Raw genomic sequence first — 19,593 nt, 5'->3', positions numbered from 1 at the left:
CCTTCCTGGATAAGCCACAAAAAACCAGCCGTTTTGCTATCCTGCCAGACAGCGACTTCTGCGTTCCCACTGACTAGTGTTGCCATGCTGTTCGTGCCTGCGCGGCGCGTAACCACAGGCAAGATGATTCAAACCACTTAAGAGACAGACATGTTCGCAGTTTCAGAGAATCACCGAAACCACATGCTCAAACAGCCGGTTTCGTATCGCCTCGGTCAGAACTGGACCGAAGACCATCGACTCGCGCTTTTGATGCTCGCAAGCAGCTTACCGGATGCCGCGGCCGTTCGTGACCTGCCAACCGCAACTGACGCGAAAACGGCGTTAGACGGCGGACATCGATCCGACACCTTCGGGCATTTCAAATCGATTCGAGCAGCGTTGTTAGATGCGAACGATTCACTTCTGGATCAGCCGTTGTTCGATTCTGTCGGCGAATTGGCACCTAGAGAGAGGCTGACGCGGGTGCAAACTCACTGCACGCACTGCCAGAAGGCGCTAATTTTTGCGGCAAAATCATGGCGTGACGTAAAAGAACGGTCACGCGTTTGCAAACAAGGCCACGTGTATTTGACGGGTACCTACAGCTTTATCGACGGCAACGGAGCCCGCTAGATGCTCTTTCTCCATATCTCCGACATCCACTTCAAGCAAGTCGAGGTAGGCCAGCCAGACGATCCCAATCTGGCCTTACGAAACGACCTGATTCGCGATGTCAAAGCGATGCGGGAACGCATTGGACGTCCTGCCGATGGAGTGTTGATAACGGGGGACATCGCGTTCGCAGGAAAGGCCGCCGAGTACGACTTCGCCTACCAATGGTTGGAAGACGAACTCTGTCCCGCAGGCGGCTGCGCGATCGACAGCGTCTTCGTCGTGCCTGGCAATCACGACGTCGATCGGAGCGTGGAGACTGGTCCGGCTTTCATGGCCGCGCGCAAGCAACTCCGCGAGATTGGAGCAAAGGACGCCGACAGTGAGATAAGAAAGTGGTTGCGAGACCGTATCTCGGCCGACGTCATCTTCGGCCCCATCGAAAACTATAATCGGTTCGCGGCAAAATTTTTGTGCGCGCTACGCCCGTACATCGAGACCGAGGCCGAGCGGCAGCAAGCGGGAGTGCTGAGCCGTCCATTCGCTAGTAGAGATCTGCCGCTCGATGATGGCTCGAAACTTAGATTATGGGGTTTCAATACCGTACTGATATCGAACGAGGACGATCGCGAAGGGCGGATGCTGATCGACCCGGCTGCGGCTCAAATCCCGGTCGAAGATGGCGTGACGCACCTTGTGATGTGCCATCATCCGTTGGGGTGGCTGAAGAACAGACAGGCCTTCGAAGACCGTGTGAACAGCGTGGCAAAAATCCATCTATTCGGGCACGAGCATACGCGTCGTGTGGAGGAGCATAAGCGCTATGTGCGGGTACGAGCTGGCGCGCTACAGCCAGACCGCGACGACGCTGACTGGAAACCTGGTTATAACTGGATCGATGTCTCGGTCGACACGGACGGACCAAAGCGGTTCCTCAAGGTAAGGCTTTGGGTAAGAATGCACGAAGTATCGCAGTTTCAGGCCATTCACGATCCGGACGACCGCGAAATTTGGGAGAGTCGATTTGACCTGCCGGCGTGGTCGCCGGTGGCGACAGCATCCACTCCAACGCAACCCGAAACCGTATCAATGCCGGAGGGACCGATGACTACGGATGGCGCGTCGCCCGTCACGGTCCGGAGCGTGACGATCAAGTTCTTTAAGCTTAAGGAACACGAACAACGGCGCGTTATTGCAAATCTCGAACTCGACCGAGAGGACGACAGAAACCTTAAGGACTATGAGGTGGCGATCAACGCCGTCCGTCGCAGTCAAGAAAATGGGAAGCTGCAACTATTGAACGACTTGGTCGACGAGATGTTGGCCGGGCAGGGGGGATCGTGATGGGCAAAAAGGAATTCAAGTTTCTGGAAGAGTACAGATCCGCAGCGCCGAGCGAGACACGCGAGGTTGTGGAGGCTCGTCGCAGCGCTCACGAGAGCCTATTCGCGCTCGTCAAACAAATGGACAAGGTCTATGACCTCTGTCGCATTGCATTCGCTCTGCCATTTGACAAGGAGACTGTGTCGGAGTGGTTCGAGAAGACTGTCAAAGCTACGGATATCCACTTCTCTCTCGCCATCGACAAGGCAGAAGGCGCGCGTATCGCCACACTTGTGCTCCGGGATTTAGCTTGGCGAGCCGGCGTGCCATGTTCGCTCGCGAGTTTAGTGGCATCTTATTGCGGTAAGCGCGAACCGGCAGGCGGTGGCGATCTCCTGAGCGAGGCTCGCGACGCGATAAGCGCTTCGGCTAGCGAGCGCAGGATCGTCCTAGCAGACAAGAAGATAGCAATGCCAGCCGCTAAAGACCTCAAAGCGGAGCTCGACGCGGCGCAAACCAATTTCCAGGGGTCGACGGTTCGAACCGCCTTGGACGCGGTATCAGCTGATCTACGAGACGGCACGACAAAAGTAGCAAATGCAGCAAACGATGCTGCTATAGCGCTGAGAAGTGATGTGACACGTCTCACCGAAGAGGTCGACATGCTCTGGTGGTATATCGGCGATTGGAGCGAGCTCATCGACAGGCCACGGACGGCTCTCGTCGGACCATCGATTGCCTTGGTCTCGGCGGCCGAACTCGGCGATCTCGTACGGTCAATGCCGGGGCCGTACGGCGCGTATGGCCTGTTGCGGCGGGCGTTGGGCAAGCTTGCGAGCAAGAAGACGTCCTTGAAATTGGCGATCGAAGGAATCGAAGTCGAGGTTCTTTCGCGCCTACGCAAGCCTCTGCCGGAAGGAGCCCGAACGCTCTTTCCGGTGCATGCTGCAATCAATCTTGCGGTCGAACGCGGAACTGCGCATTGGAGTGAAGCCCTCGAAGGATTGTTGGGAACCATTCCCGCCGGCGAGGTAACCCTCTACGAACTGGCGGTGCATACGTTCCGCGAACGCTTGCTGATCGGATACGGTGGGCTCGGGAAATGAACGCCGTCACAAGCCCGTGCTCGATCCAGGATTGTCCAGTTCAGTCAATCGGCAAATGCAAGCTAGGTAACGACCCGGTCGAGAGTTGTCCCCACTATGGACGGAATGAGCCTGAGGCAGAGGCCGAAATCCGTATCGACGACCCCGCACCTCTCGTGGCAAGCGCCCCGGTATCCATCGTTTCAGGGGATGTAATGCACCTGGATGAGGTGGTTGCATTCTCCCGGCAACGCCCGATCCGCACGGTCGCACTTGTAGGAGAGCACAAAGCGGGCAAGACGACCCTGTTGTCTGCTATCTACGAGATGTATTGCAAGGGGCCGTTCGCCGGCGCAACTTTCGCCGGTAGCCGCACTTTGGTCGGCTTCGCAAAGCGGCATCATCTGGCTCTTCTGAGTTCGCAGAGGACGACTCCCACCGTTCCTCGTACGAGCCGAAATGATCCCCCATCATTTTTTCATCTAGCGTTGGCAGTAAGTCCAGGCAACATCGTCGATCTCGTGATGTCCGACCGCTCAGGAGAGGCCTACAGCTTCGCACGTACCGCGACAGAACTTATCCCGACTCTTTCCGAGCTTGCGCTCGCTCAACGCATCTGCTTTGTTCTGGACGGCGCAAGGCTTGCGTCAATCGAACAACGAACGGCTTATACGCGAAAGTTCAAGCAGATGATTCACGCCTTAAACGACAACGGTGCGTTGGCGCACCGGCCGGTCGTGGAGATTCTTTCGACAAAATTCGACATCACCACGACGCGGTCTGACGCGGAGCATCAGCTCAACTACCTGACAGAGTACGAACGTCAGATTGTGGAGGAGTTTGCGCGCAAGGACTTGGCGGTCGAATGTTTTCGCGTATGCGCGTTGCCGAAGAGGGATCAAGCGGTTGGCTTCGTCGGGCTCGACGAAACCGTGAGACGGTGGACCGCACCGTTGTCGTTACCAAGCATTCTGCCGGTTGCTCTCCCCACCCCGCCCCGTCAGATTGACCGAATCCTGGCCAAAACCGAACCCTTGGAGCAGGAATGAATCCGCATCGATACATGGTTTTCGGTTTCCACGGATCAGGCAAATCCACTTTCGCGGCTGCACTGTGGCATCTGCTCGATAGCAGGGAGTTGCAGACCGTCTTGGAGAAGGGTAAGCATTCGGGAGACTTCCGATATCTCGAGGAAATCGCGCAGTCCTGGTCCGAAGGTTGGGAGGTCGAACGGACGAAGAGCGATCAGGTGGAAGATATCGCAATCAACCTCCGACATCCGCAATCGGCAACGGATTTGACACTGGAGTTCACCGACCTCCCGGGCGAGAGGTTCGAAGCCGCATTCGCCAACCGCCTCTGCTCCGCCGAGTTTATCGAACTAGTGAACGATTCGTCCGGCATGCTCCTGTTCGTGAGCGCCGATCGGAACATCGACGGAGTGACAATTCTGGATGCTCTTGGATCGGACGACTCCGACGACGAGGCGGAGGAAGAACTGCCGTCAACCGCGGACAATCCAGCGACGGATGTTGCATCCGGCGAGGATTCGCCGTGGCTTCCAGAACGGACACCCCTCCAAGTCCAGATAGTCGATCTGCTCGAGGCAATGCAGCGACCGCCCTTCGAGACCAGCGCTTCGCGGGTGGCGATCATCGTTTCCGCGTGGGATCTGACCGACGAGGAGTCGGCCGACGACTGGTTGGCGAAGCGGATGCCGCTGCTCCAACAATACCTCGCGAACACGCGGGGGCCTGGTGACGTCCGCGTCTACGGGGTCTCCGCGCAAGGCGGACGCCTATCGAAGAAAGAAAAAGGTCCGGGCCCAGACCGCGCGCGGCTCTTGCAGGTGCAACCGCCGAGCCGCCGCATCAAAATTACTGGTCACGAAGTTGCACCACATGACCTCACATGCCCATTGCTATGGTTGGGCGGTTGGACCACAAAGCTGTGAATATGTCCGAAGGCGAGAAGCTAGATCAAGCTCTGTTTGGTTATTCACAGGGCCACCGTCAAATTGCGGCGTCGGTCCGGCTCCCGCCCGCCGACCTTTACCGGCTGTCTGCGGCAACTGACCTTGCTACAGGAGCTCGGTTGGCACAGGATGAGAGTTACATAACTGGCCTTCCTCTCGAGGAGTCCAAGCGATACGCCCTCATCAGAACGTGGCCTGCTCCGGAACTGTCTCGGCCTGGTTGCGTCTGGAGTCATGTGCTGCTGCTAGACGCACGTGTCCTAACTTCACGCACGAACCTCCACGATCTGCTCCAATACTTCAGACGTCCGCACGGTGACTTCGACGCTTATGGGATAGCGGCATCGATGAATATGAGGTCGACTGCGTCTGCTTCTATCGACGAATCAGAGCTGCAATGTGCAGTCGAAAACTACTATTCTGGGCGGCCCGCGCTGTTATCCGCGAAGTTGGATCGGAAAACCGTGGAAAGTGTCGTCATGTCGATGTGGTCGCAGCAATGGCCGAGGTTACGTCTAGCGTTCACTTTCCGCACGGCCCGCACCGAACGCAGGAAAAGCGATTTGATCCAGTACGACGTCCAGATGAACTCGCCCATCGATGCAGAAATGCGAGAGGACGAGATATCGAACTGGGCGCGTGTGGGCGCCAGTGACGCTGCGACGTGCCAGGTAACCGATCTCCGTCGCTTTTTGTGGCGATACGGTCGGGACATCGCTGCCGCGCGAAGCAACTATCGGATGTTGGTCGAGTTGTTTCTGCTCGGACGCGGACAGCAGAACATTCCCACCGAACATGCGCTGGAAGTCTTTCGGGCACTTCCCGATCTGACCGACGGGGAAATTCTGAAGCAGGACATTCTTGGAATCCCGGCGGCTTCGCCGTCCCTCTCGCCACCGATCTCTCCGGTGGGTCTGCTGGAGGTGCTTGCGAACCAGAACGTGCACCGATTCGTTCCTACAGACACTGTCGCCCGACGCTTTGAGACTTTGCGTCCGGTGGAAGTCGGGGAAGTCGCACAATATTTGGATCTGCATTATGACGCGCTGTCCCCGTGGGCCGGGGAGCTTGAAAACGTCATCATGACTCGGGTCGATGCAAGCACGTTGACGCAGAATTTTCCTCGACGCTTCATGATGCAGGTTCTTCGAGCACGGCCCGATCTGGTCAGATGGGACACGGTGTCCATGCTGTCGAACGACGAGATCGTCGAATTGCTTGACGCTCATCCTACGCTGCTCACGGAGTACACGCTTGCCGCGGCGGTAGTGCGGCGGGACTTGGGGGCTGCCAAGAACAACGAACTGGCCCGGAGAAACCCGCAGCTATTGTTCGAAGCCGCGCTCGATGCAATTGCGAGCGGTGAAATCAATTTCGTTTGGACGAGCCTTTGGGCCTCGAATGCGGACGCAGTCTTCGCGACAGGCTGGCCAAGGACTGAACGTTCATGGTCCCGGGTCCAACTCGGCGTTGCCTGCCTGGGATATCCCCGTCATGGCAGTCCGCGCTCGGAGGAGTGGGCAACCATTCTCACCTCACTCCCCGATGATCTGCGCGGCGATGACCGTGTGCGACTCCAAGCGTACTTGTTGCGGAATGCGTTGGATGAAGGCTCCGCTGGAACGTGGAAGCTATGCTCAGTAGTGCTTCCCGAATTGCGCACGGTAGTGTTGAAAGGTGCCCTGCCGGGCGATATTTATCGAATGCTGTCGGCCGATCTGCCGACGTTCAACACAGCGGGCAATTGGGATATCAATCGGCGTGTCTTAATCTGTCTATCGTATCTGCGGAGGAGATTCGCTGACACCAATGTCGAAAACGCGCTCGGCCTATCGGAGTACGATCTGCACGTGCTTTTCGAAGGCGCAGACGATGAGGATGATTCGAAACGTCCGCGGTTCTGGTGGTTCTGACGTTGATCGCGCTCGCCATCAGTTACAACCGTCCTACGGTCGCACGGACGCGCCCGAAGCACGTGAGTATCTTGCTGGAAAGGGTGGCGGTCCAGCAGGCCGCCGATGCAGCGGCACGGCGTTTCTTCGTTCGTGGCGCTGGTGATGCTGATGCTCCCCGGAGCGAGTGATCGAGGTGCGCGCGGTCGCGCACCGTAGTGGTTGCCACGGAAACCGTGGCGCCGACCATCTTACCGGCCTAGGCGCGCGCAAGACCGGTGACGCACCGCTGGCGCTACTCGCCCTGCCCCGCCGGCCAAGGGCCCGGCGAAAGTGTCGCCGAGAAATGATGACCGGACCCTAGTTTAAGCGACGCTCCAGCTTGAGTTGACACCCAAAACTCAAACTGAGGTTCACACGCTCGCCTGCGCCATTCGCTGAAGCGCCACGGTGCCCCATCTAGTCGCACCCAAACAACAAAGCCGGCACAAGGCCGGCTTTGTTGTTTGAGAAGCATAACGTTGCACTTTGTCAGGGAAGCATATCTTTGCATTTGGGGCAAAAATATGGTTCCTGTCTCATGCGATCGGGCCTTTCGAATTCCGTTGGTGGAGCGGAGGAGGATCGAACTCCCGACCTTCGCATTGCGAACGCGACGCTCTCCCAGCTGAGCTACCGCCCCAACAGTCGACCATCATACACACGCATTTCCACGCTTGGCAATAGGGGTTACGTCACGCGCGACGCGTTACTTTGACGGCGCGCCGGCCAGCACCCATTCGACCACCGACCGGACGTCGGCGTCGCTCATGCGCGGATGCGCGGGCATCGGAATCGCGCCCCACACGCCCGAGCCGCCGTCCTTCACCTTCTTCGACAGCTTCGCGACGGCCTGCGGATCGGACTTGTAGCGAGCGGCGATGTCGTTGAACGACGGGCCGACGAGCTTGCGGTCGACCGCGTGGCAGCCCATGCACGCGTTGCCGCGCGCCACTTTCAGGCCGTCGCCGACGTCCGCGTGCGCCGCGCCCAGCGTGCCGGCCACGAGCGCCATGGCTGCGCCACCGCGCACCATCCAGCGTTTCATCTGCTTCATCTGCATGCCCGTCATTGCGCCTTCGCCTTCGGATTGCCGGGATGCACGCTCGACGAATTCGAGATCGGCGCGGGCGGCTGCAGCGGCGTGGACTGCACCGACGCGTCGGGCACCGCGCCGACCGTCGCGCTGTCCGCCGGTGCGGCAGCCGCCTGCGCGCCGGATGCGCCGCTCGCGGGCGACGCGTCCTGCAGCGCCTGCGCGTCCTGCGGCTTCACGTACTGGAACACCTTCACGACCTTCTCGACGCCCGGCACCTGGCTCGCGGCTTCCGCGCCGCGATTGCCTTCGTCCACCGTCACGAGCCCCATCAGGTAAAGATTGCCGCGTTCGGCGACGACCTTGTAGTAGTTCGCCGAGATGCCCTTCGTCGCGATCAGCTCGGACTTCACGCGCCCTTCGAGGTACGAGTCGTTCGCGCGCGACGACAGCGACGACGCGGGCCCGACCGACAGTTCGTTGACGATGCCGTTCACGTTGTTGATGCCGCGCACGATTTCCTCGGCGCGCTGCTTCGACGCATCGTTCGGCACCTCGCCCGTCAGCAGCACGCGGCGGTTGAACACCGTCACGTTCACGTGCGACTGGTCCGGCAGCCCGTTGTTGATCTGCGAGAGCGACTTGACCTGGATCTCGCGATCCTCCGTCTGCGCGCCGAGCGTACGGCGATCGGTCGCGATCAGCGCGCCGCCGCCGGCCGCTGCGCCCACGACCCCGAGCACACAGCCCTGCAGCGACACGGCGAGGCCCGCCGTCAGCGCGGCGAGCAGCGTGGTTCTGACGAGCGTCTGTTTGACGCGGCTTTGATTCATCGACGGCTCTCCTTCGTTCAATCCTCACCCAGCAGCATCGCGTCGATGCCGTCGCACAGGCAGTGGATGGTCAGCAGATGGACTTCGTGGATGCGCGCCGCGCGAACGGCGGGCACGCTGATCGGAATATCGGTGTCGGACAGCGCGGCCGCCACCGTGTGGTCGTTGCCGCCCGTCAACGCGACGACGGTCATCTCGCGCTCGTGCGCCTCGCCGATCGCCGCGAGCACGCGCGGCGATGCGCCGCCCGCATCGAGCACCAGCAGGATGTCGCCCGTCTGGCCCAGCACGCGCACCTGCTGCGCGAACAACTGCTCGGCGGCCGCCACGCCCGCGAGGCCGGCCTGCGACGCGTCGGTGGCCAGCGCGATCGCGGGCAGGCCCGGACGCTCGCGCTCGAAACCGCCGACGAGCGACGCGGCGAGGTACTGCGCGGCGGCGGCCGACGGGCCGTCGCCGCACGCGACGATCTTGTTGCCGTTCGCCAGTGCGGCGAACATCGCATCGACCGCGGCTGCGATCGGCAGCGACAGCGCGTCGGCCGCTTCGGCGTGAAGCGCGGCGCTGTCGCGAAATTGTTGCTGAATACGTTCGACTGACATCGATTCCTGGTGAACTGGGCGCGCGGCACAACTCGCGCGACATCGTGGGTGCGGCGAGTTTACCGTACTCCGGCGCCCTCTCCGGCGGTCCGGCAAGAACTCTTTACATCTCGTCACAGCTCGCGGCTACGCATCGTCGGTACGAAATGCATCGCGCAGCCACGCAAGCCGGCCGGCCTCGAACGCGACGACGTCGAAACGGCACGCGGCGCCGGCGCCGTGCCGCGACCAGAACTGCAGCGCGGCCGCGACCAGGCGCCGCCGCTTGCGCCAGCCGACGCTCGCGGCCGCGCCGCCATGCCGGGTGCTGCGCCGCGCGCGCACCTCGACGAACACGAGCATGCCGTCGGGCTCGCGCATCACGAGATCGAGCTCGCCGCCGCGCATCGTCACATTGGCGGCGACGAACGCGAGACCATGACGCTCGAGAAACTGCCGCGCGCGCTGCTCGAACGCCGCGCCGACCGGTTTGGATCGCGCCGCGCCGGAAAAGTTGTCGCCCGAAGGCGGCCGGCCGCGCGCGCCATCCGGCCGGGCCGGCGCCGCGTGGCACAATGCCGTCCTTGTTCCGTTCGTGCCGCGATTGCGTGCATTGCCTGCCATGACTGCCCTCCTCGAACTCGCGCATACGCAGCACTACCCGGACGCCGCGCTCTACGTGGTCGCCACGCCGATCGGCAATACGGCCGACATCACGCTGCGCGCGCTGCACGTGCTCGGCCTCGCCGACCGCATCGCGGCCGAAGACACCCGCAACACGGGCCAGTTGCTCGCCCGCTACGGGATCTCGAAACCGCTCGTGGCCGTGCACGAGCACAACGAACGCGAAGCCGCGCAGCGCGTGATCGAACTGCTGCGTGGCGGCGAACGCGTGGCCTATGTGTCGGACGCCGGCACGCCGGGCATCTCCGACCCCGGCGCGCGGCTCGTCGACGCCGTGCGCGCGGCCGGCTTCGCAGTGGTTCCGCTGCCCGGCGCGAGCGCGGCCGTGACCGCGCTGAGCGTGGCCGGCGACTGGGCCGGCGCGTTCACGTTCGCGGGCTTCCTGCCGCCGAAGGCCAAGCAGCGCGCGACCGCGCTGCAGGCGCTGGCGTCGCACCCGTACGCGCTGGTGTTCTACGAAGCGCCGCACCGGATCGCCGAAACCGTCGCCGCGCTCGCCGACGCGTTCGGCCCCGCGCGCCGGCTGCTGATCGCGCGCGAGCTCACCAAGCTACACGAGCAGTTGTTTCAGGGCACCCTGGCCGAAGGACAGAGCTGGCTCGCCGGCGATGCGAACCGCCAGCGCGGCGAGTTCGTGCTGGTCGTCGAAGGCGCGCCGGCGCCAAGCGGCGAAGCGGACGACACCGCGCACGACGCGCTGCTCAGGCTGCTGCTGGACGAGGTGCCGGTGAAGAGCGCGGCCCGGCTCGCGGCCGCGCTGACGGGCGCATCGCGCAACACGCTGTATGCGCGTGCGCTGGTGCTGAAGGAAGGCAGGGAAGACTGACGCGCGCCGCCGCCGCGCGAAAAGTACAAAGGGCTGCCGGAAGGCAGCCCTTTGTGCATGAGCGGTGGATTCTCCGGACGGGATCGCCGGGTTACTTCGCCGAGATCGAGGCGAACATTTCGTCGCGCGCCTCGCGCGCTTCTTGCGGCGACAGCCCCTCGATCTTCACGCGGCCCGTGCCGGCGTGCACGAGGCCGATCACCTTGGCCGCCGCATACGACAGGTCGAGCACGCGGCCGCGCTTGAACGGCCCGCGATCGTTGACCTTCACGACGACCCACTTGCCGGTCGATGCGTTCGTCACCTTGATGTACGACGACAGCGGCAGCGTGCGGTGCGCGGCGGTGAACGCGTTCATGTTGAAGCGCTCGCCGTTCGCGGTGCGGCGGCCGTGGAAATCGCGCCCGTACCACGATGCGCGGCCGCTCTGGCGGAAATCGGATACATCCTTGCCGTCGATCGGCTCGGCGTCGGCCAGCGACGACTTCTTCGCGTCCTTGCTGTCGGCGGCCGGCATCGATGCCAGCGCGGAATCGAAATTGAGCGGCTGCTTGTCGTCGTCCGCCTTCGCGGCAGCGGCCGTCTTGTCGACCGCCCGCTTCGGGTTCACGCTGCCGGTGGTCTGGCTGGGTGGCACCGCACAGCCCGTCAGCGCAAAAAACAATGCAATGGTTCCGAATCGGCTCGGAAAACGTAAATTCATCGACGTGTCGCCTTCTGGTTCGGGCCGCATCGATACAACGCTGCTTCACAACGCGATGCGGCCCGGACGGCAAATGCGTGCACGCCCCGCTCGAATGCGAGCAGGCGGCTAGCATGGGCGCGGCGTTCGTCTGGGCCGCAACCGTCCTGATTAGTTTTCACGTCTGGCGCAACCTGTCCCCAACAGCCTGACCAGACCCCACATGCCGCCATCGAACATGGCTCCACGTTCGCGCGCGTCGATACGACCAACGCACAGGAACGGCGGCACAGGCCTCATCCGGCGGCGCGGCAGCAAGGCCGCAGGCGGGCGCGCAGCGCCCGGCCGGACAAGACGTGAGCACCGAATGTTCGGTGCTGGATACACCGCCGGACTCCCCGGCGGCCGATGCTTGACGGTGAATCGGATGCCTCGTTTAACGGGGCCGAAACACCAGCGAATGGCGTGAAATTCACGCGCAATGGGGCGCATTATACATAAATCAAAACCTTGTCTCGAAAAGGGTCCCCGGCGGACCATTGATTCTCGCTATGGCTGTAACAATCGGCATGCTCCGGGAATGCCCTGATGCGTGCACCTCGGGGTGCGTCGCACGCACGGCAGGCCGCGCGCACGACCGGTACAATCGCTCCTTTTAGCCGCCGGTGCCTCCATGAAAGTCACGCTCATTCCGGTCACGCCGTTCCAGCAGAATTGCTCGCTGCTCGTCTGCGAGAAGACGGGCCGCGCCGCCGTCGTCGATCCGGGCGGCGATCTCGACCGGATCGAACAGGAAATCGCGCGGCAGAACGTGCAGGTCGACAAGGTGCTGCTCACGCACGGGCACATCGATCACTGCGCGGGCGCCAAGACGCTCGCGACGCGCTACAGCGTGCCGATCGAGGGGCCGCAGGAAGAAGAGCGCTTCTGGATCGAGAAGCTGCCGACGCAGAGCGAGCGCTTCGGCTTTCCGGCCGCCGACAGCTTCGAACCCGACCGGTGGCTGAACGACGGCGACACCGTGCAGTTCGGCGACGAAACGCTCGAGGTCTATCACTGCCCGGGCCACACGCCCGGCCACGTGGTGTTCTTCAGCCGCGCGCATCGCGTCGCGATCGTCGGCGACGTGCTGTTCGCGGGCTCGATCGGCCGGACCGATTTCCCGCGCGGCAATCACGAGGATCTCGTCCGTTCGATCAAGGAAAAGCTGTGGCCGCTCGGCGACGACGTCACGTTCGTGCCCGGCCACGGCCCCGTGTCGACGTTCGGCGACGAGCGCCGCACGAACCCGTTCGTGTCCGACAAGGTATTCGGATGAACCAGACCGCCATCCCGGAAATTTACGTCAGCACCGACGTCGAGGCCGACGGCCCGATTCCCGGCCCGCACTCGATGCTGAGCTTCGCGTCGGCCGCCTATACCGAGGACAAGCAGCTGATCGCGACGTTCTCGGCGAACCTCGAGACGCTGCCCGGCGCGCACGCGCACCCGGTGCAGGAAGCGTGGTGGAAGACCGAGCCGGAAGCCTGGGCCGCGTGCCGGCGCGATCTGCAGACGCCCGAGGCGGCGCTGGTCGCCTACGTCGAATGGGTCGAGGCGCTGCCCGGCAAGCCGGTGTTCGTCGCGATGCCGGCCGGCTTCGATTTCACGTTCATGTTCTGGTACATGATGCGCTTCGCGGGGCGCTGCCCGTTCTCGTGGTCGGCGCTCGACATCAAGACGCTCGCGTTCGCGATGACGGGCCTGCCGTACCGCAAGGCGATCAAGCCGCGCTTTCCGAAGCACTGGTTCGACGACCATCCGCACACGCACGTCGCGCTCGACGACGCGATCGAGCAAGGCGCGCTGTTCTGCAACATGCTCGCCGACCTGCGCCGGCAGCAGGCCGCGCTGGCGGGCCTCGCGGTGTCGGATACCGACCGGTCGGAAAGCGCGGGGGCGGGACAAAATCCCACGGATCCGCGAGCAAATTAGCGAATCTCGCTCAGCGACGCGTCGCCAGATTGCCTTTCCTTTCCCAGCCCTCTAACATTCAGCGTGTTGTAGCTGCCGCATGGAGGCGCAGGTGACGCTCGATTCCTTTTCGCAAAAAATCCTTCGCCTGTTGCAGCTCGACGCGCGCCGCTCCGTTCAGGAAATCTCCGACCAGGTCGGGCTGTCGAGCACGCCGTGCTGGCGCCGCATCAAGGACATGGAACAGTCGGGCGTGATCCAGCGCTACACGGCGCTGCTCGATCGCGAGAAGCTCGGCCTGCACGTCTGCGCGCTCGCGCACGTGCACCTGACGCGCCACAACGAGGGCGGCGTCGAGCAGTTCGAGCGCGAGATCGCGACCTGCCCGGAAGTCACCGAGTGCTACAGCACGACCGGCGAAGCCGATTACATCCTCAAGATCGTCGCGCCGGACATCAAGGCCTACGACGTGTTCCTCCACGAGCGCATCTTCAAGATCCCGGCCGTGTCGCAGGTGCGCACGAGCGTCGTGCTGCGCGAAATCAAGTTCGACACGCAATTGCCGCTGTAACGCGCGGGCCTGCCGCTGCGGCGGGCCGCGTCCGCGGTCGCGGGCTACCTGCCGGTCACGTCGCCGCGGGCAACGTACGCGTGAAGCTGATCCGGCGCGCACCGAACTCGCGCTTCAGCGTCTCGACGTCGAGCCGGCCGGCCAGCGCCGCGTCGGTGTCGCGCGGGTCGCTGTCGAGCGTCACGTCGACCTCGAGCCCCGTACTCAGGTAATGCAGGTTGATCGCCGCCGCACGCAGGCCGCGCTGCGCGAGCGCGGCCTCGAGCCGCGCCGCGAGCTCGCCGCGCGGCGGCAGCGCGAGCGCCGGGCGCCGCGCCGCGTCGTTCTCCGGGTCGACATGGATCAGCGCATCGAGCACGCGCGGGTCGGACAGCACGCGCGCACGCGCGGTCTCGGCGATGTAATGCCCTTCGGAGACGGAGATCTTCGGATCGACGAGGATGTGCGCATCGACGAGCGCGGCATCGCCCATCTTCCGCGTGCGCAGGTCGTGCACGTCGCGCACGCCGGGCGTCGCGACGAGCAGCGCGCGAATCTCGGCCGTGTCGGCCGTATCGAGCGCGCGGTCGGAAAGGTCCTGCAACGCGTCATAGCCGAACGTCCAGCCCATGCGCGCGACCATGAAGCCGACGATCGCCGCCGCGATCGGGTCGAGCAGCCGCACGCCGGCCAGACTGCCGACGATGCCGATCGCGACGACGAGCGACGACGCGGCATCCGAACGCGCATGCCATGCGTTCGCGACGAGCATCGCCGAGCGCACGCGCCGCGCTTCGCGCAGCATGTAGCGAAACAGCGCTTCCTTCGACACGAGCACCGTCAGCGCAACGATCAGCGCGGAAAAATGCACGGCCGGAATATTTTCGAGATTAACGAGCCGGTCGCCGGCGCGCCAGAGCATGCCGATACCGACCGCAATCAGGATCGCGCCGAGAAACAGCGACGCGACCGTCTCGTAGCGGCTATGGCCGTAATTGTGGTCGGCATCGGGCGACGCGCCGCTGTGCCGATTCGCAACCAGCACGACAAAATCCGAGATCAAATCGGAAATCGAATGCACGCCGTCGGCAATCAATGCCTGCGAATGCGCAATCACGCCGACGACGATCTGAAATGTCGCAAGTACGACATTCAGCACAATACTGACGAGCGTGCTCTTGCGCGCAACGGCGTGCTTATCTGCGCTCTGCGCGTCGCCGGAAAACGTGGACATGAAATATGAGATATCGGTGTGCGCATCGGTGTGCGATACGCAATTCTATCAAAGACGCGCCGCGCGCCCTTCCAATACCCACAAATTTCCCATTTAAATCAATCGCTTATGCGAACGTGTCGCATTTTCATTCACACCGGATTCTTACATTTTCGTGACAGCGCCGACGCGGGCCGCCGGCAGCCCGAAAACAAAAAAGCCGCGCTCCTCGACGGATACGCGGCTCTTTCGAAGAGCGGGCAATCTGAACGAACGTTTAAATCGCGAACTGGTCGCGGTTCTTGCCGGCGATCCAGCGCGGCGGCTTGCCACGGCCCGACCACGTCGCGCCCGTTTCCGGATCGCGGTACTTTGCCGCCACGCCAGCGCGCGGACGGCCGACCTTGCCGGCCTTCGCGCGGCTGAGACCGAGTTCGGCGAGCGAAAAGCCGTAGTCGGCAATTTTCTGCTTCACGTCATTCAGTACTTCAGCGTATTCACGCGACTTCGCTTCTTCGATTTGCTTCTCCAGCTTCTCCCGCTGGGCCAGCAGGTCCTTGTAAGAAGACATAGTTTCCCTTTCTATCTGACCAATGGCGCCGGTCTGCAGCCAGCTCACCATTCATGAAATATATGTGCCTCGGATTTTCGAAGGCAGAGATTAGCACAAAAAAGATTTGATAGAAGCGAGATTCATGAAAATCCTGAGACGCATTGTAATTCGCACATGTCATTTTGACCGGCCGCGGCCTTTTCTCAAATTTTCACGCTCCCGTACAGAGATTAGGACATTAGCGATTGGCTATTCGGTCTATCAACATACGCAATTACCCGCATTCGAAAAAATCAAAGCTTTCATCAGACGACAGTTTTGCGAAAACTACATGACGCCGTTCGCTAACCGGACAAATCCTGACCCGCGACGTCACGTCACATCCCGGGCGCAGGCAATCAGCCGATCGCGCAACGCCGCGGTATCGGCCAACGGCGCGTCGAACGGCGTACGCACGCGGCGGCCGTCGCATCGCCAGTCCGCGCCATGGCGATCGACGCCGAGCAGGTCGAGCCCGTCGCGGCGTGCGTCGCTCGTGTCGTAGGCATGCCACAGCGCCTGTTCGTCGTCGAACGCGAGCGGCGGCAGCGTATCGAGACGCGTGCCGTCGACCCAGCCCATTCGCCCGAACCCGACGATATGGCGCAGCCGCTCGATCTCGAGCGCCCAGAACGCGAAATCGCCGAGCGCCAGATAGCGCTCGGCGTCCGGCTCGTAGCGCCGGTAGCGCGCGGTGACGTGCGGATCGTCGCCGAGCGGCACGAACCGGCCCAGCAGCGTCGCGCGCTCGGCGCCCAGGACATCGTCGCCGCCTGCATCGACGACGAGAAAGCCCGCACGCGGATCGGCGGCCAGATTGCGCGTGTGCTCGGCCAGGCCGCTCACCAGGATCACGGGCCGATGGCTTGCATCGGGCGCAAACGGGACGACCGTCGGATACGGGAAGCCCTGCGGTTCGCGCGTATGGGTGGCGAGCGTGCCGAACGCGCAACGGTGCAGCAGATGCAAGGCGAGGGCGGGATCGATGTTCAAGGGGACTCCTGCGGTGAAAAAGCGGCGTCGGGGATGGTTTCGATGTTACCCGCGGGCGCCGCGCGCCGCGCATCGGCCGGATGGACAATGCGCCATCGGGGACGCCGCCGCGGGATGGCGCGATCGCCCGCGCCTCGGCCGAACGGCCAGCGCCCGGCAGGATCGTAAGCGGTTCGATAGAATCGGACAAATCCGACCGGCGCCGCCCGCGCCCGCGCATTTCCCTGACGAGCCTTCCCGTGTCCGAATCCTCCTCCCCCGAATCGTCGTCTCCGTTCGCCGCGCCGCCCGACGCGCACCGCGTGCTGCCCTTGCCGGCCCGCCAGCGCGCGCGCACGGCATCGATGGCGCTGTTCTTCGTCGCCGGCATGATGTACGCGTCGTGGGGCGTGCACGTGCCGACCGTGCGCGACAAGTTCGCGCTGAGCCCCGGGCTGCTGTCGATCGCGCTGTTCGCGGTCGCCGGCGGGTCGATCGCCGCGATGCTGACCATCGCGCGCTGGATCGCGCGTGTCGGTTCGCGCACCGCGTGCCTCGCCGGCGGGCTCGTGATGGCCGCGTGCGCGGCGCTGATCCTCGTCGTGCCCGACTACTGGATGCTGATCGCGGTGCTCGCGCTGTTCGGCTTCTCGATGGCGACGCTCGACGTCGCGATGAATGCCGAGGCCAGCGCGGTCGAAATCGCGCTCGGCAAGCCGATCATGTCGTCGCTGCACGGGATGTTCAGCATCGGCGGGATGGCCGGCGCGGCGGCCGGCGGCGCGCTGCTGTCGGCCGGCATGGCGCCCGTCGCGCATCTCGCGCTCGCGGCGGCGGTGAGCGCCGCGGTGCTCGTGGCCGCGAGCCCGGCCGTGCTGCCGCACGTGCCGCATCACGAGCACGCGCACGGCGGCGGCAACCGCTGGCGCTCGCCTGCGTTGTGGATGCTCGGCGGCATCGCGCTGATCGCGCTGATCGCCGAAGGCGCGATGTACGACTGGGCGACGGTCTACATGCGCGACGTCGTCGCGGCGAGCCCGGCGCTCGCGAGCGCCGCGTACGCGGCGTTCTCGGGCGGGATGGCCATCGCGCGCTTCGCGGGCGACGCCGTGCGCGCACGCTTCGGCGCGCCGCAGCTCGTGTTCGCGAGCGCGTCGCTCGCCTGCGCGGGGATGATCGGCGCGCTGCTGCTGCCGTACCCGGCCGCGGTGCTCACCGGCTTCACGCTGATGGGCCTCGGGCTGGCCAACATGATGCCCGTGCTGTTCGCGGCCGCCGCGCGCGTGAAGGGCATCCACGCGGCCGAAGGGCTCGCGCACGTGGCCGGGCTCGCGTATTTCGGTCTGCTGTTCGGTCCGGTCGTGATCGGCGCGGTCGCGCAGGCCGCGAACCTGACGGTCGGCCTGTCGGTCGTCGCGCTGTGCGCGGCGCTCGTCGCACTCGTCGCGCCGAGGGTGCTCGCGCACCTGAAGATCTGACGGCCCGCCGACGCCCGCCGGCCCCAAAAGAAAACGCGCATGCGTTGCCGCATGCGCGTTTTCACCCCTTCTGTCGGCCGCTTGCCGCGTTACATCTTCACTTCGTCGAGCAGCGACTTCTTGCCGCTCTTGTAGTTGTACAGCGAGATCACGCCGTGCTGCAGGTCGCCCTTCGAGTCGAACGTCGTCGTGCCGATCACGCCCGTGTACTTCGTCGCCGGCATCGCCGCGAGGATCTTCGCCGGGTCCGTCGAGTTCGCGCGCTTCATCGCGTCGGCGATGATGTACACGGCGTCATACGTGAACGGTGCGTAGATCTGGATCGGCTGGCCGAAACGCTTCTCGTACTTCGCCTTGAACGCCGCGCCGCCCGGCATCTTCTCGAGCGAGGCACCGGCTTCCGAGCACACGATGTTGTCGGTCGCGTCGCCGGCCAGGTCGGCCAGCTTCTCCGTGCACACGCCGTCGCCCGCGAAGATCTTCGCGCGCAGGCCGAGCTGCTTCGCCTGTTTCGCGAACGGGCCGCCGGTGGCGTCCATGCCGCCGTACATGATCGCGTCCGGGTTTTCGCCCTTGATCTTGGTCAGAATCGCGCGGAAGTCGACCGCCTTGTCGTTGGTCGCGTCATGCGACATCACCTTCAGGCCGAGCGCCTTCGCCTTCTTCTCGAACTCGTTCGCGAGACCCTGGCCGTACGCGGTCGAATCGTCGACCACCGCCACGCTCTTGATGCCCTTCGAGTGCGCGTAGTTCGCCAGTGCCGGGCCCTGCTGCGCATCGGTCGCGACCACGCGGTACGTGGTCTTGAAGCCCTGCTGCGTGTACGCCGGGTTGGTCGCCGACGGCGAGATCTGCACGATGCCCGCATCGCTGTAGATCTTCGAGGCCGGGATCGACGTGCCGGAGTTCAGGTGGCCGACCACCGCGACGACCTTGTCGTCGACGAGCTTCTGCGCAACCTGCGTCGCCTGCCGCGGGTCGGCGGCGTCGTCCTGCGGGTCGAGTTGCAGCGTGATCTTCTGGCCGCCGATCGTGAGACCCTTCGCGTTGAGTTCCTCGACGGCGAGACGCGCGCCGTTTTCGTTGTCCTTGCCCAGGTGTGCAATGCCGCCCGTCAACGGCGCGACGTGGCCGATCTTGACGACTTGATCGGCGGACGCGTTGCTTGCAGCTGCAGCACACAGCATCGCCGCTGCGGTGATCGGCAACAGCTTTTGCATCTTGATATTCATGTAAGTCTCCAGTTCGGTCCCAATAAACGCCATCGCCCGGTGCCCCGCTGCCA

At 63.6% G+C, this 19,593-nt stretch carries 20 protein-coding genes, 1 tRNA gene and 1 pseudogene; 12 read left to right on the top strand and 10 right to left on the bottom strand.

Annotated features, from left to right (window positions below; genetic code table 11):
• The first annotated feature begins 183 nt into the window (after positions 1–183).
• The 7 genes and pseudogenes from CFB52_RS34085 to CFB52_RS01200 all read left to right on the top strand — a co-directional run bounded on the left by CFB52_RS34085 (position 184) and on the right by CFB52_RS01200 (position 6,890).
• A complete protein-coding gene (locus CFB52_RS34085; protein WP_180278182.1) occupies positions 184–615 on the top strand; it encodes a hypothetical protein in 432 nt (143 codons plus the stop codon).
• Complete coding sequence (locus CFB52_RS01220; RefSeq protein WP_099315964.1) at positions 616–1,938, top strand: metallophosphoesterase; 1,323 nt, start codon at positions 616–618, stop codon at positions 1,936–1,938.
• Positions 1,938–3,023 carry a GTPase-associated system all-helical protein GASH gene (locus CFB52_RS01215; protein ID WP_099315963.1) on the top strand — a complete coding sequence of 362 codons (1,086 nt, stop codon included), beginning with the start codon at positions 1,938–1,940 and terminating at the stop codon, positions 3,021–3,023. The genes CFB52_RS01220 and CFB52_RS01215 overlap by 1 nt, the downstream gene beginning before the upstream one ends.
• The gene (locus CFB52_RS34080; RefSeq protein ID WP_180278181.1) at positions 3,020–4,051 is read left to right on the top strand and encodes a hypothetical protein; all 1,032 of its coding nucleotides are present in this window, start codon (positions 3,020–3,022) and stop codon (positions 4,049–4,051) included. The genes CFB52_RS01215 and CFB52_RS34080 overlap by 4 nt, the downstream gene beginning before the upstream one ends.
• Complete coding sequence (locus tag CFB52_RS01205) at positions 4,048–4,956, top strand: hypothetical protein (protein ID WP_144029709.1); 909 nt, start codon at positions 4,048–4,050, stop codon at positions 4,954–4,956. The genes CFB52_RS34080 and CFB52_RS01205 overlap by 4 nt, the downstream gene beginning before the upstream one ends.
• Positions 4,914–5,267, top strand: a pseudogene (locus CFB52_RS35355) (hypothetical protein); the annotation flags it as partial. The gene CFB52_RS01205 and the pseudogene CFB52_RS35355, both read left to right, overlap by 43 nt.
• Positions 5,268–5,324: 57 nt before the next feature.
• Positions 5,325–6,890: a hypothetical protein gene (locus CFB52_RS01200; RefSeq protein WP_099315960.1), complete on the top strand. Its 1,566-nt coding sequence runs from the start codon at positions 5,325–5,327 to the stop codon at positions 6,888–6,890.
• A gap of 585 nt (positions 6,891–7,475) precedes the next feature.
• Here the strand turns inward: CFB52_RS01200 and CFB52_RS01190 are convergent.
• The 5 genes from CFB52_RS01190 to CFB52_RS01170 form a co-directional block, all read right to left on the bottom strand.
• A tRNA-Ala gene (locus CFB52_RS01190) sits at positions 7,476–7,551 on the bottom strand.
• 66 nt (positions 7,552–7,617) lie between these two features.
• The gene (locus CFB52_RS01185; protein ID WP_099315958.1) at positions 7,618–7,980 is read right to left on the bottom strand and encodes a c-type cytochrome; all 363 of its coding nucleotides are present in this window, start codon (positions 7,978–7,980) and stop codon (positions 7,618–7,620) included.
• Positions 7,977–8,777 (bottom strand): BON domain-containing protein, encoded by an 801-nt coding sequence (locus tag CFB52_RS01180; RefSeq protein ID WP_059578262.1) that lies wholly within the window; start codon positions 8,775–8,777, stop codon positions 7,977–7,979. The genes CFB52_RS01185 and CFB52_RS01180 overlap by 4 nt, the downstream gene beginning before the upstream one ends.
• 17 nt (positions 8,778–8,794) lie before the next feature.
• Positions 8,795–9,379, bottom strand: a complete 585-nt coding sequence (locus CFB52_RS01175; RefSeq protein ID WP_060310187.1) for an SIS domain-containing protein — start codon at positions 9,377–9,379, stop codon at positions 8,795–8,797.
• Between the two features lie 126 nt (positions 9,380–9,505).
• Positions 9,506–9,934 carry a YraN family protein gene (locus CFB52_RS01170; protein ID WP_179231709.1) on the bottom strand — a complete coding sequence of 143 codons (429 nt, stop codon included), beginning with the start codon at positions 9,932–9,934 and terminating at the stop codon, positions 9,506–9,508.
• Positions 9,935–9,980: 46 nt separating this feature from the next.
• Between CFB52_RS01170 and rsmI the strand changes: the two genes are divergently transcribed.
• Positions 9,981–10,868, top strand: a complete 888-nt coding sequence (gene rsmI, locus CFB52_RS01165) for a 16S rRNA (cytidine(1402)-2'-O)-methyltransferase (RefSeq protein ID WP_099315957.1) — start codon at positions 9,981–9,983, stop codon at positions 10,866–10,868.
• 91 nt (positions 10,869–10,959) lie between these two features.
• On the opposite strand, the gene CFB52_RS01160 is transcribed toward rsmI, so the two are convergent.
• Positions 10,960–11,571 (bottom strand): septal ring lytic transglycosylase RlpA family protein, encoded by a 612-nt coding sequence (locus CFB52_RS01160; RefSeq protein ID WP_059578260.1) that lies wholly within the window; start codon positions 11,569–11,571, stop codon positions 10,960–10,962.
• Positions 11,572–12,223: 652 nt separating this feature from the next.
• Here CFB52_RS01160 and CFB52_RS01150 point away from each other — a divergent pair.
• From CFB52_RS01150 to CFB52_RS01140, 3 genes are all read left to right on the top strand, one after another.
• Positions 12,224–12,868 carry an MBL fold metallo-hydrolase gene (locus CFB52_RS01150; protein ID WP_060008793.1) on the top strand — a complete coding sequence of 215 codons (645 nt, stop codon included), beginning with the start codon at positions 12,224–12,226 and terminating at the stop codon, positions 12,866–12,868.
• Positions 12,865–13,524 (top strand): exonuclease, encoded by a 660-nt coding sequence (locus tag CFB52_RS01145; RefSeq protein ID WP_006483674.1) that lies wholly within the window; start codon positions 12,865–12,867, stop codon positions 13,522–13,524. Before CFB52_RS01150 ends, CFB52_RS01145 begins: the two co-directional genes overlap by 4 nt.
• Positions 13,525–13,603: 79 nt before the next feature.
• Positions 13,604–14,074 (top strand): Lrp/AsnC family transcriptional regulator, encoded by a 471-nt coding sequence (locus tag CFB52_RS01140; RefSeq protein ID WP_006477376.1) that lies wholly within the window; start codon positions 13,604–13,606, stop codon positions 14,072–14,074.
• Between the two features lie 55 nt (positions 14,075–14,129).
• Here the strand turns inward: CFB52_RS01140 and CFB52_RS01135 are convergent, their stop codons facing one another.
• From CFB52_RS01135 to CFB52_RS01125, 3 genes are all read right to left on the bottom strand, one after another.
• Positions 14,130–15,287, bottom strand: coding sequence for a cation diffusion facilitator family transporter (locus CFB52_RS01135; RefSeq protein ID WP_099315956.1), 1,158 nt, complete (start codon positions 15,285–15,287; stop codon positions 14,130–14,132).
• 256 nt (positions 15,288–15,543) lie between these two features.
• The gene (locus CFB52_RS01130) at positions 15,544–15,837 is read right to left on the bottom strand and encodes an H-NS family nucleoid-associated regulatory protein (protein WP_034209561.1); all 294 of its coding nucleotides are present in this window, start codon (positions 15,835–15,837) and stop codon (positions 15,544–15,546) included.
• A 354-nt stretch (positions 15,838–16,191) separates the two neighbouring features.
• Positions 16,192–16,851 (bottom strand): HugZ family protein, encoded by a 660-nt coding sequence (locus CFB52_RS01125; protein ID WP_099315955.1) that lies wholly within the window; start codon positions 16,849–16,851, stop codon positions 16,192–16,194.
• Positions 16,852–17,090: 239 nt separating this feature from the next.
• Here CFB52_RS01125 and CFB52_RS01120 point away from each other — a divergent pair, with 239 nt between their 5' ends.
• Positions 17,091–18,308 (top strand): MFS transporter, encoded by a 1,218-nt coding sequence (locus tag CFB52_RS01120; RefSeq protein ID WP_059578148.1) that lies wholly within the window; start codon positions 17,091–17,093, stop codon positions 18,306–18,308.
• Between the two features lie 89 nt (positions 18,309–18,397).
• Here the strand turns inward: CFB52_RS01120 and CFB52_RS01115 are convergent, their stop codons facing one another.
• On the bottom strand, positions 18,398–19,540 hold the full coding sequence (locus CFB52_RS01115; RefSeq protein WP_059578145.1) for a branched-chain amino acid ABC transporter substrate-binding protein: 1,143 nt from the start codon (positions 19,538–19,540) through the stop codon (positions 18,398–18,400).
• Positions 19,541–19,593 lie beyond the last annotated feature (53 nt).

This window comes from Burkholderia sp. AU18528, from assembly GCF_002223215.2.
Lineage (GTDB): Bacteria > Pseudomonadota > Gammaproteobacteria > Burkholderiales > Burkholderiaceae > Burkholderia > Burkholderia semiarida.
This window is presented reverse-complemented; position numbering and strand designations above follow the sequence as displayed.